Origin of the sequence: Aeribacillus sp. FSL K6-1121 (assembly GCF_038003725.1) — a bacterium.
GTDB classification, from domain to species: Bacteria; Bacillota; Bacilli; order Bacillales; family Aeribacillaceae; genus Aeribacillus; species Aeribacillus composti.
On sequence record NZ_JBBOPS010000001.1, the window covers coordinates 976,827 to 989,368 of the forward strand.

A 12,542-nucleotide genomic window follows, 5' to 3' on the forward strand; every position below is an offset into this window, starting at 1 on the left:
AAAGTGGCAAAAGTGAAAAGAAAACGAAAAAAGAGAAAAACGGATTGGCAAAATAAACTAAAATTTGAAATAGCGGGGCTTCTGCTATTATCATTGTCGATAATCGCTTTAAGCGAATTTGGATTTGCTGGCAAAGCGCTTGTCTCCTTTTTTCGGTTCTTCGCTGGAGAATGGTTTATTATCTTTTTGCTAGGATTATTATGGTTTTCCATATATATATTTTGGAAAAAGACATTCCCTCATTTTTTAACGAGAAGATGGCTCGGGATCTATCTTATAGTTGGCTCAATTTTAATTCTCAGCCATATGAAGCTGTTTGAAAATTTGTCAAAGGGAGGAGTTTTTGCTTCTCCAAGCGTTATATTGAATACTTGGGAGATGTATTTAAAGGAATTAAACGGGGAGGCAAGCGCTCAAGATCTTGGAGGAGGAATGATCGGCGCCGTTTTTTTTGCTGCATCATACTATTTATTTTCTTCAGGGGGCACTCGAATTATTTCCATTGTCTTGATCATAATTGGTTGCATCTTAATTTCCGGAAAATCACTCGGAAACAGCCTCTCCAAAATTGTTGAGTCCATCGGCCGGATTTTCAAAAAACAATTTTTTGCCTTTGTGGATGATATGAAGAACTTATTTTCCTTAGTAAAAAAACAAAAGAAAAAGCAAAAGAAGCATCGCTCCAATAAGGTTCAGGCTGAAGACGATCAAGAACAAGAAGATGAACATTTAGAAGAAAATACATCTGAACCGATTATTTCCAGTTTTACAGACCATCCGGAAATCATGACAAATGATAAAAAAGAGCCCGAAAATAATTTAAAGCAGGAACAAATTACGTTTGAAGAAAAGGATGAGCCGATCGCCTTTCAGGAGATAGAAAACAAAGATTATAAATTGCCTCCGATTGATTTGCTGTCTCTTCCAAAATACAGCGGTCAGCATGCCGATAAGCGGAATATTTACGATAATGCGAGAAAACTAGAGCGCACTTTCCAAAGCTTTGGAGTGAAGGCAAAGGTTACCCAAGTACATTTAGGGCCTGCTGTAACAAAATATGAAGTGTACCCGGATGTCGGGGTGAAGGTAAGCAAAATTGTCAGTTTAAGCGATGACCTGGCGCTGGCTTTAGCAGCAAAAGATATTCGGATTGAAGCGCCGATTCCGGGAAAGTCTGCAATTGGAATTGAGGTGCCGAATTCAGAAATTGCGATGGTGTCATTGCGCGAGGTGCTGGAATCCAAAATGAACGATCGCCCTGATTCCAAGCTGCTGATCGGCTTAGGACGTGATATAACTGGAGAAGCGGTGCTGGCTGAACTGAACAAAATGCCGCATCTGCTTGTCGCAGGTGCAACAGGCAGCGGAAAAAGCGTCTGCATTAACGGGATTATTACAAGCATTTTGATGAGGGCGAAGCCTCATGAAGTGAAAATGATGATGATCGATCCAAAAATGGTCGAATTAAGTGTTTACAATGGGATTCCGCATCTATTGGCTCCTGTTGTGACAAATCCGAAAAAAGCGTCGCTCGCATTGCAAAAAGTAGTTAATGAAATGGAAAGAAGATACGAGCTGTTTTCACATACTGGAACGCGCAATATTGAAGGATATAATGAAATGATCAGAAGGCAAAATTCGCTGTCAAAAGAGAAGCAGCCTGAGCTTCCTTTTATTGTCGTCATCGTGGATGAGCTCGCTGATTTAATGATGGTTGCTTCTTCTGATGTAGAAGATTCGATTACACGCTTGTCGCAAATGGCCCGTGCTGCTGGCATTCATTTAATTATTGCGACTCAACGTCCGTCTGTTGATGTAATTACAGGAGTCATAAAAGCCAATATTCCATCGAGAATTGCCTTTAGTGTGTCCTCCCAAACCGATTCACGCACTATTTTGGATATGGGGGGAGCTGAGAAGCTGCTCGGAAGAGGAGATATGTTGTTTTTGCCAGTCGGATCATCAAAGCCGATTCGTGTTCAAGGAGCGTTTTTATCAGATGAAGAAGTGGAAAAAGTCGTGAATTACGTCATTTCACAACAAAAGGCGCAATATCAAGAAGAAATGATTCCGAACGAAGATTCCGAGGATCATGGAGATGTTGATGATGAATTATATAATGAAGCGGTTCAACTAGTTGTGGACATGCAAAGTGCAAGTGTATCCATGCTGCAAAGAAGATTTAGAATCGGCTACTCAAGAGCTGCGAGATTAATTGACGCCATGGAAGAGAGAGGGGTAGTCGGACCTTATGAGGGAAGCAAGCCGCGTCAAGTGTTGATTTCTAAAGAAGAGCTGGAGGAACGTTTGTCATAAAAATTTTCGTGTTTTTCATGCAAAAATATTTTAATAACGGGCATACTAAAACTACATTTACTAGAAAGTGAGAGATCGATGGATGGCAAAAGATGCGAAACGTAAAAAAACAAAAAGCAGTTTGAGCAGCGCCCAAGAAGTCACTTATTCGAGAGCGTTTAAAATGGCTGACAGAGCGGGAGGCTTTTCAGAAAAACATGAAAGCCATTAAAGCATAAAAATGCCAATTATAAAATGCTCCGAACATGTCACCCTAATGGATAGGACATGTTGTGAAAGCAACTGTCTACACCCTCTTTGCGGAGGTGCGCAAAATGGGAAGAGCACATAAGCAAAAAGCGCGTGATAAAAACAAAGCTAAGCTGCCGCAAGTGCCAAAAAATTTGAAGTCAGACGGCAAAAGTATTGAATTTTCAAGAGAGCTTGCCGACAAGGACGATCTTCAAGCATTGGCTCGCTCTGCTGCAGCGGACAAAAGGCAACAGAAAAGAACATAAAGGTTGTTTCAAAAGCTGTGCCTGAAAAATAATGATGAAGGGGCTGTCCAAAAAGTCAGGGTAACTGACTTTTTGGAGCCCCTCATTTTTTCACTTTTAAAAAAAATGCACAAAAAAATCGTCCTTTCTAGTAAAATGAAGTTGCGACACAACATTACAGAAAGGACGATTTTTTATGAGCAATCAAATGATTACTCCTGAAAATTATAACACACAAATGACACTTCCTCTAGATGGAAAAGAAGAAAAAACTCCTGCTAAAAGAAATTTAGCCCCTACTTTCAAACCATATGACAACCGTCAAGTTCAAATGATTTATGATATTGAATCGCTCATACCCGAACATCACGTGGCACGTGTCGTGGACGAAATGGTGGAGGCGATACCAGATGAACAATTGTTTTCTCATTATAAAGGCGGCGGCAGAAGCTCCTATCATCCCAAAATGATGCTGAAAATCATTCTGTATGCTTATTCTCAAAAGGTTTATTCTTGTCGAGGAATCGAAAAACTCGTTAAAGAAAATATTCCTGCCATGTGGCTTTCAGCGATGCAACAACCAGATTTCCGGACAATCAACGAATTCCGAGGCGGACGGATGAAGGTCCTAATGGATGAGTTATTTGAAGCGATGATTCTGAAGCTGATTGAAGAAAATTACATCACGATGGAAAACTACTTTTTGGATGGTACTAAAATTGAAGCCAATGCCAATAAGTATTCTTTCGTGTGGAAAAAATCAACCTTGAAATTTGAAGCGAAGGTAAGAGAAAAAATTCAAGAAACACTTCAGTACATTCAAGAATTAACCCAATTAGAAGCAGGAACAGCACAAAAAGAGGCGAAAGAAGATCCAGAAATCACGGAACAGAACTTGGAAGCCATCGCTCAAAAATTAGAAGAAAAAGTCGAAATCCTAACAGAGGAAATCGAACAGGAATCTGATACAAAAGTTCGGAAGGAAAAACGAACAGAACGCAAGAAATGGAAAAAACCTTTAAAACGGATTCGAGAAAATTTTTTACCTCGACTAGCCAAATACAAGGAACAGAATGAAATCTTTGGCGATCGTAACAGCTATTCAAAAACGGATAAAGACGCAACTTTTATGCGAATGAAAGAAGATCATATGAAAAATGGTCAACTGAAGCCAGGGTATAATGTGCAAATCGGGACAGAGAATCAGTTTATCTTGTTTTATACCATTCATCAACGACCAACCGATACACGTTGCTTTATCCCACATATGGAGAAGCTAGCCTCCACTTCATTACCGATGCCCCAAACAGTTATTGCGGATGCAGGCTATGGTAGTGAAGAAAACTATGTATATGCAGTTGGTGATGAGAAAGAGCCCCGGTTTGAGTTTCTGATTCCTTATGGGAGCTATGTAAAAGAACAAACACGTACATACAAAAAAGACATTAAAAATGCCAAAAACTGGACCTATTGTGAAGAGGATGATTGTTTTATTTGCCCGAATGGAAGGAGAGTAACGTTTAAAAAATACCAAAACAAAAAGAATCCATCTGGCTATGAACAAAGCTTCAAAATATACGAATGTGAAGATTGTACCGATTGCCCATTGAAAGCGAAATGCACAAAAGCGAAGGGAAATCGTCAAGTTCACTGGAATCCCATCTTCGAAGAAATGAAAGCAAAGGCCAAAACAGCCCTTGAATGTGAAGAGAAAGCCGCCATCTACGCTCGACGCAAAGTCGAGGCAGAAAGTGTGTTCGGTCACATCAAGGGCAATCGGTCGTTCCGCAGATTTTCTTTACGGGGGCTCGACAAAGTACATGTTGAGTTTGGGATTGTGGCATTAGCCCACAACTTCCTGAAAGTAGCCGGCATCCGCCAGCTACTTTCAGATAAAAATCGAAAAAATATAAAAGCAAGTGGAGAGAAACGCATTGTTTTTCTCCACTTGCTTCATTTTAGGGACTTATCGGACAGCCCCTTTTAAGTATATGGTATTTTTTCACTTAAAATTGAACAATAAACTGAAACACACAAAAAAGTATTGGGCAACGATCAATAGTGTGTTTTCTCCGAGAATCTGCTAAAGACTTTTTAATTCCTGCATGTTATCGTATAGTATACCCCTATTTTATACATAAGAAGGATGTCATAACTCAGCTGATCTGGCTAGAGACATCCCTGCTTTTTGTTAAATAATTAACAGTAATATAATTATGTAAACTTTAAATAATAATTCATTTCGTTATGATTTCCTTCAATATCCTATGATTGATATAATTACTAATAACGTGTTTTTTCATGATTGGAAACAATAACATATAGAAAGCTTTCAGGCTTAGGAGGGATAGAATGGGTTTTTTACAAGAGCAAGTAAGCGAAATAAACGGGATTCAGCTGCATACCGTTTCATCAAATGCTTTTAAAACAAATTCACTCATTTTAAGGTTAAAGGCGACGCTATCGGAAAAGGATGTAACCATTCGAGCTTTGCTTCCCCATGTTTTGCAAAGAGGTACAGCATCCTACCCATCCACAACTGAATTAAGGAAATATTTGGATGATTTGTACGGTGCAACACTGCAAGTCGATTTAGCCAAAAAGGGAGAAAACCATATCATTACGTTCCGGATGGAAATCCCGAATGAAAAATTTTTAAAAGATAAGACACCTTTATTGGAAAAAGGGATCGAATTGTTGTCCGAAGTACTTCTTTCGCCTCCTCTGCAAGAAGGGGTGTTCAATCAAAGCATTATCGAACAAGAAAAGCGGACATTAAAACAGCGCATTCAAGCGGTTTATGACGATAAAATGCGTTATGCGAATTTACGTTTAATCCAAGAAATGTGCAAAACTGAGCCGTACCGTCTGCATGTCAACGGAGAGAAAGAGCATATCGATCAAATTTCTCCTCAACAGCTGACAGATTATTATACAAACATGCTGCAGCATGATGAAGTCGATTTATTTGTGATCGGGGATATTGAAAACGAACGAGTGGCTGATATTGTCAGGAAATATTTCCGTTTAACAAAATCCAATCAACAAGCTAGGGCTGAAAGTGTTGAAAAAAAAATTGAGAAGGTTAACGAAGTTATCGAAGAACAAGACATTACCCAAGGGAAATTGAACATCGGGTACCGCACGCACACAACATATAGTGATCATGATTATTACGCATTGCAAGTGTTTAACGGCATTTTTGGGGGATTTCCGCATTCGAAGCTGTTTCTAAACGTTCGCGAAAAGAACAGTCTTGCTTATTATGCTTCCTCAAGAGTGGAAAGCCATAAAGGCTTGTTAATGGTGATGTCAGGAATTGAAATGAAGAACTACGAACGCGCTCTCACGATTATTCATGAACAAATGGAAGCGATGAAAAAAGGAGATTTTACAGATAAAGAATTGGAACAAACGAAAGCGGTGATCAAAAATCAGTTGCTGGAAACAATCGATACCCCTTACGGAATGACGGAAGTGCTGTACCACAATGTTGTTGCGAAAACAAACCGAACTATTGAAGAATGGATCGAAGGGGTAGAAAAGGTCCAAAAAGACGAAATCGTCCAGCTTGCTGAAAAAATTCAACTGGATACGGTTTATTTTTTGAAAGGGGGCGGATCTTTATGATAAAAGAAATTACATTCGATCAACTGAAAGAAACGTATTATTATAAGAAAATGGAAAATGGATTAGATGTTTATGTCCTTCCAAAACAAGGGATTCATAAAACGTATGCAACATTCACCACTAAATACGGTTCTATTGACAATAAATTCGTTCCAATTGGCAAAGAGGAAATCGTTCACGTCCCGGACGGCATTGCTCACTTTTTGGAACATAAGCTTTTTGAAAAAAAGGATGGGGACGTATTTCAACAGTTTAGTGAACAAGGGGCATCGGCCAATGCATTTACATCCTTCACGAGAACAGCATATCTTTTTTCCAGCACGGCAAATGTTGAACAAAATTTAGAAACGTTAGTAGATTTTGTCCAAAGTCCTTATTTTACTGACCAATCCGTTGAAAAAGAAAAAGGCATTATAGGTCAAGAAATCAACATGTACCAAGACAATCCTGATTGGCGGCTTTATTTTGGACTCATCCAAAACATGTATGAAAGCCATCCAGTACGGATTGACATTGCCGGCACAATTGATTCGATAAATCAAATTACAAAAGAGCAGCTTTATGAATGCTACGAAACGTTTTACCATCCCAGCAACATGCTCCTGTTTTTGATCGGGCCTGTTCAAGCGGAAAAAATTATCAAGCAAGTGGAAGAGAATCAGGCAAAAAAAGATTTTAAAAAGCCAACGAATATTGTTCGTGAACAAGTACATGAAAGAGATGAAGTGTTTAAAACGAGTGAAAAAATTTATATGAATGTCAAGTCGTCGAAATGCTTAGTCGGCTTAAAGGCAAAACATCCTTTCCGAAAAGGGGAAGAACTGCTTACGCATGAGCTTTCCATGAATTTAATTTTAGAAATGCTTTTTGGCAAAAGCTCAAAGCTTTATTTGGAATTGTATGAAAAAGGGCTTATTGATGATACGTTCAGCTTCGATTATACAGAGGAGTACAGCTTCGGTTTTGCTATGGTCGGCGGCGATACCGACCGGCCGGATGAGCTGAGTGAATATATAAAAGAAGCTCTTATGAAAAGCAAGCAATCGTTATTTACCAATGAGCAGCTGGAGGCCGCCAAAAAGAAAAAAATCGGCTCTTTTTTAAGGGCTTTTAATTCTCCTGAATTTATCGCCAATCAATTTACCCGGTATCAATTTAACGAAATGAATCTGTTCGATGTTGTGCAAGCTTTAGAAAATATAAACATGGACTCGATTGAAGCAGTTTTAAAAGAAGCGATTGATGAAGATTATTTAACAGTTTTCCAAGTTTTGCCGAAATCATAATATTGCGGAGGGGAAATCTTGAAAACAGCGTTAGTAACTGGAGCCAGCGGAGGAATCGGAAAAGCGGTTGTAGAAAAATTGGCTCAGGAAGGATATCAAATTTATGCTCAATACTTTCGAAACATTGAACCGTTAAAAGAAGCAATGAAGTTATATGATCAGATCATTCCAGTTTATGCGGATTTGTCATCGGAAAGCGGGACGGAACAATTACTTGAAAACATTCCAACTTCTATAGATGCTCTTATTTTTGCTAACGGTATTTCCCACTACGGACTGATTCAAGATGTTTTGATGGAAGATTATCAAAAAATTATACAGCTTCATCTTACGTCGCCCTTTTTTATTACTCAAAAAGTAGTCAGTGGAATGATAAGAAAACAAAAAGGAAGCATTCTTTTCATCTCCTCTATATGGGGGCAGACAGGAGCCAGCTGTGAAGCTTTGTATTCCATGGCAAAAGGGGGGCAAATTTCCTTTGTGAAAGCACTAGCGAAGGAATTAGCGCCTTCCAATATTCGCGTCAACGCCGTTGCGCCAGGCATGATCGATACAAGTATGAATGATCGATTCTCTCCTGAAGAATTGGAAGATATTAAAAACAGCATCCCCCTTGAAAGAAATGGAAAGCCTGAAGAAGTCGCGAATGTTGTTTTATTCCTTATTAGCGAGCAAGCTTCCTACATTACAGGTCAGGTGATTGCTGTCAATGGAGGATGGTACTGCTGATTCCCTCTCCCGTATAAAAACTGCATGATCAAGGGAAAATAAAAATTGATTAAACGATAAAGGAGGGGAACATATGTCAGTATTGGAAAATTGGAATCAATGGAAAGATTTTTTGGCGGATCGCCTCCAGCAAGCAGAAAGCGGCGGATTGTCCCAAGAGGTTATTTCCAATTTAGCGTATGAAATCGGTGATTATTTAGCAAAGCAAGTGGAGCCGAAAAACCCTGAAGAAAAAATTCTTCACGATCTGTGGAGTGTCGCTTCAAAAGAGGAGCAACATGCAATCGCCAACATGATGGTGAAACTTGTTCAAAATGACAGCGTCCATTAGGATGTTTTTCATTTATTACTGTCAAGTTAGGGCACTTGGTGAAATGACCAAGATGCCCTTTATTTTTTCCTTGCAATTATCCTTTCTTCTTTATCTAAAATGATTTATTATAAATTTATAGGTGTTATTTGGGGGTTTTTGAAGGTGGAAAAAACTGAATGGTATTTAGAATATAAAATTCAAAAAAACCGGCCGGGGCTGCTGGGAGATGTTTCGTCTTTGCTCGGTATGCTGAACATTAATATCGTTACGATTAACGGCGTTGATGATATGCGCCGCGGGATGCTTCTGCGCTGCGAAACGATTGAACAAATTAAAAGGCTTGAATCTATTCTGAATACGATGGACAACATAACAGTGACAAAATTGCGGCAGCCTAAGCTGAGAGATCGTCTTGCTGTCCGTCATGGCTTTTATATTCAACGGGATGCAGATGATAAAAAGACGTTCCGTTTTGTTCGCGATGAGCTTGGTATTCTCGTTGATTTTATGGCCGAGCTCTTTAAACAAGACGGTCATAAATTAATCGGCATACGCGGAATGCCGCGTGTCGGGAAAACAGAATCGATCGTAGCGGCGAGCGTCTGTGCGAATAAAAGATGGCTTTTTCTCTCTTCAACCATGCTGAAGCAAACTGTCCGGGAAAGGCTGATTGCTGATGAATACGGGACAGATAACGTGTTTATTTTAGATGGAATCGTCACGATGAAAAGAGGCTCTGAACAGCATTTGCAATTAGTTCGGGAAGTGATGCAGCTTCCGGCAACGAAAGTCGTGGAGCATCCAGATATTTTCGTTCAGAGCTCCGAATATACTTTGGATGATTTCGACTACATTATTGAACTTAGACATCACCCTGATGAAGAAATTACGTATGACGTCGTAGAAAATAATCATCAGCCATTTGGTAACTCAATTTATAATGGATTTGATTTTTAGAAAGGTGGGTACGTTTTGAGCGAGTTAGGTAACCATCTGAGACAAGCTAGGCTGGAAAAAAACATTTCACTCGATGACTTGCAGGAAATAACTAAAATTCAAAAGCGCTATTTAATCGGCATTGAGGAAGGAAACTACTCGATCATGCCGGGGAATTTTTATGTGCGTGCGTTTATTAAACAATACGCGGAAGCGGTTGACCTTGATCCGGATGTTTTATTTGAACAGTATAAAAATGAAATACCAAGTACATATGATGAGATATCTGAGAAATTGTCCCGCGTTCAAACGCATAAAGAGCTTCCAAAGCCAGCTTCCAAATTTTTAGAGCTGTTGCCGAAGCTTGCCGTCATCGCTGTTATTATTTTGGTGGCGATTATCGTTTGGGTGCTTTCCCAGCGTGGAAGCACAGACGAAGGCGTTCAGACGGAGGACGATACAAAATCCGTCAAAATAGAAACCTCTGGCGTGGAGCCTGAGAAAAAAGAGCAAAATAATATTGTCGATGAAAAAGACCGTTCGGTTGAAGAAACAGAACAAGAGGAGAAAAAAGATGAGAACGCCGAAAATGAAACGAAGCAAACATTGACGGTAAAAGAAGTAAGAGGGAAAGAAACCGTATATGAATTGTCCAATGCGGACAAATTGGTGATCGATATTTCAACCAATGGGAATTCGTGGATAGAAGTGAAGAACGGAAAAGGAAAATCGTTTTTTGCAGGAATGATGCGACAAAATGAGCAGAAAACGGTTGATGTAACAGCGGAAGAAGAAGCAAAAATCGTTGTAGGCGATGCTCGATTTACGACCATTCAAGTGAATGGAGAAGCCGTTTCTTATGAAACGGACCCGAATAAAATGGTTCGGCAGGATATTATCATTTTAAATAACAAGAATGAATAAGTCATCGTACGAGATGGCTTATTCATTCTTACTTTATGCTAGTGGAGGTACAAAATGAATTTGCCAAATCGAATTACTGTATCAAGAATTATGCTAATTCCAATATTTATGATTGTGATGCTTGGCGATTTTAACTGGGGAAATTGGTCGGTCGGTGAAGAAGTCATCCCTGTTAAACATGTCATTGGCGCCCTCATTTTTATTTTAGCTTCGACGACCGATTGGATTGATGGATATTATGCACGCAAGCTTGGACTTGTGACAAATTTAGGAAAGTTTTTAGATCCTCTTGCCGATAAATTGCTCGTTTCTTCAGCTCTCATCATATTGGTGGAAATAGGTGCTGCTCCGTCTTGGATTGTCATTCTGATCATCAGCCGTGAATTTGCCGTAACCGGATTGCGTTTAGTTCTGGCCGGTGAAGGAGAAGTCGTAGCAGCTAACATGCTCGGCAAAATAAAAACATGGACGCAGATCGTGGCTATTTCCGCTTTGCTTTTACATAATATACCTTTTGAATGGATTTCGTTTCCATTTGCAGACATTGCTTTGTGGGTTGCGCTCTTTTTTACCATTTTATCTGGATGGGACTATTTCATGAAAAATAAACACGCGTTTGTCAATTCGAAATAACCATGTGGAGGATATTGTATGAATGTGAATGCTGAAATTATTGCTGTCGGTTCAGAACTGTTGCTTGGACAGATCGCCAACACAAACGCCCAATTTATATCAAAAAAGCTTGCTGAAATAGGTGTTAATGTTTTTTATCATACGGTCGTTGGAGACAATGCTGAGAGGCTCAAGCATACGATCGAAACGGCAAAAAAACGGTCGAATTGCATCATTTTTACCGGCGGGCTCGGCCCGACAAAAGATGATTTGACGAAAGAAACGATTGCACGTATTTTGAATAAACGCCTCGTGATCGACGAGGCGGCGATGAAAAACATTGAGGATTTTTTTAAACGGACGAAACGGACAATGTCGGAAAACAATCGGAAACAAGCATTAGTTTTGGAAGGTTCTACTGTTTTGCCAAATCATTACGGAATGGCGCCAGGAATGGCGTTAGAGGCGAACGGAATTACATATTTGCTAATGCCGGGCGTTCCGAAAGAAATGAAGCCGATGTTTATCAACTACGGTGTGCCGTTTTTGCAATATCATTACGGGTTAAAAGAAAAAATCATCTCGCGTGTGCTTCGTTTCTTTGGCATCGGCGAATCTCAGCTTGAAACAGATATAGAGGATCTGATTGATCAGCAAACAAATCCGACCATCGCGCCGCTGGCAAAAGACGGCGAAGTAACATTGCGCCTGACAGCAAAACATGAAGATGAGTCGACTGCGCTGAAGCTGATTGACGAAACAGAAAAAAAGATTTTAAGCCGTGTTGGCCGATATTTTTATGGACACGGTGAAACTTCGATCCAAGAGCAGCTTATGAAGCTTCTAAAAGAAAAGCAATATACTATTTCGGCTGCAGAAAGTTTGACGGGCGGTCTTTTTTCCGAACAGCTGACCCATTTTCCAGGCGCTTCGAATATTGTGCTTGGAGGAATTGTCTGCTATACAAACGAAGTGAAGCAGCATGTTCTTGGCGTGTCGGAAGAAACGTTGAAAACAAAAGGAGCCGTTAGCTCTGAATGTGCGAAAGAAATGGCGGAAAATATAAAAAAATTGACCGGCAGCAATATCGGCATCAGCTTTACGGGAGTGGCAGGACCTGATCCTTCTGAAGGAAAAGAAGTTGGAACTGTCTATATCGGCATTCAATTCGACGATCGGCCGACAGCAGTCTTTGAGCTTCATCTTTCCGGTACTCGGGAAGGGATCAGGCACAGAACGGCAAATTATGGCTGCTACTATGTAATGAATGTAATAAAGGAAATGGAAAACCGGTTATGAGCGTCTTCATCCGGTTTTTTA

General features: G+C 39.9%; 12 protein-coding genes. All 12 read left to right on the forward strand.

Features of this window, described 5'->3' with window-relative positions:
* Positions 1-3 precede the first annotated feature (3 nt).
* Positions 4-2,316, forward strand: coding sequence for a DNA translocase FtsK (locus NSQ61_RS05050; RefSeq protein ID WP_339196504.1), 2,313 nt, complete (start codon positions 4-6; stop codon positions 2,314-2,316).
* A gap of 82 nt (positions 2,317-2,398) precedes the next feature.
* On the forward strand, positions 2,399-2,527 hold the full coding sequence (locus NSQ61_RS05055; RefSeq protein WP_082829320.1) for a YfhE family protein: 129 nt from the start codon (positions 2,399-2,401) through the stop codon (positions 2,525-2,527).
* Between the two features lie 103 nt (positions 2,528-2,630).
* On the forward strand, positions 2,631-2,813 hold the full coding sequence (locus tag NSQ61_RS05060) for a YfhD family protein (RefSeq protein WP_063386722.1): 183 nt from the start codon (positions 2,631-2,633) through the stop codon (positions 2,811-2,813).
* Positions 2,814-2,988: 175 nt separating this feature from the next.
* Complete coding sequence (locus NSQ61_RS05065) at positions 2,989-4,779, forward strand: IS1182 family transposase (RefSeq protein WP_066249780.1); 1,791 nt, start codon at positions 2,989-2,991, stop codon at positions 4,777-4,779.
* 365 nt (positions 4,780-5,144) lie between these two features.
* On the forward strand, positions 5,145-6,422 hold the full coding sequence (yfmF, locus tag NSQ61_RS05070; RefSeq protein ID WP_340806170.1) for an EF-P 5-aminopentanol modification-associated protein YfmF: 1,278 nt from the start codon (positions 5,145-5,147) through the stop codon (positions 6,420-6,422).
* Entirely contained in the window at positions 6,419-7,708 is a 1,290-nt protein-coding gene (yfmH, locus tag NSQ61_RS05075) for an EF-P 5-aminopentanol modification-associated protein YfmH (RefSeq protein WP_340806172.1), read from the forward strand. Before yfmF ends, yfmH begins: the two co-directional genes overlap by 4 nt.
* Positions 7,709-7,723: 15 nt before the next feature.
* Positions 7,724-8,437 (forward strand): elongation factor P 5-aminopentanone reductase, encoded by a 714-nt coding sequence (gene ymfI / locus NSQ61_RS05080; protein WP_232515766.1) that lies wholly within the window; start codon positions 7,724-7,726, stop codon positions 8,435-8,437.
* 73 nt (positions 8,438-8,510) lie between these two features.
* The gene (locus NSQ61_RS05085) at positions 8,511-8,768 is read left to right on the forward strand and encodes a DUF3243 domain-containing protein (protein WP_063386726.1); all 258 of its coding nucleotides are present in this window, start codon (positions 8,511-8,513) and stop codon (positions 8,766-8,768) included.
* A gap of 144 nt (positions 8,769-8,912) precedes the next feature.
* Entirely contained in the window at positions 8,913-9,707 is a 795-nt protein-coding gene (locus tag NSQ61_RS05090; RefSeq protein WP_340806174.1) for a YmfK family protein, read from the forward strand.
* Positions 9,708-9,722: 15 nt separating this feature from the next.
* Positions 9,723-10,610: a helix-turn-helix domain-containing protein gene (locus NSQ61_RS05095; RefSeq protein WP_340806177.1), complete on the forward strand. Its 888-nt coding sequence runs from the start codon at positions 9,723-9,725 to the stop codon at positions 10,608-10,610.
* Positions 10,611-10,664: 54 nt separating this feature from the next.
* On the forward strand, positions 10,665-11,243 hold the full coding sequence (pgsA, locus tag NSQ61_RS05100; protein ID WP_340806179.1) for a CDP-diacylglycerol--glycerol-3-phosphate 3-phosphatidyltransferase: 579 nt from the start codon (positions 10,665-10,667) through the stop codon (positions 11,241-11,243).
* A 24-nt stretch (positions 11,244-11,267) separates the two neighbouring features.
* Positions 11,268-12,521 (forward strand): competence/damage-inducible protein A, encoded by a 1,254-nt coding sequence (locus NSQ61_RS05105; protein WP_063386750.1) that lies wholly within the window; start codon positions 11,268-11,270, stop codon positions 12,519-12,521.
* The last annotated feature ends 21 nt before the right edge of the window (positions 12,522-12,542 follow it).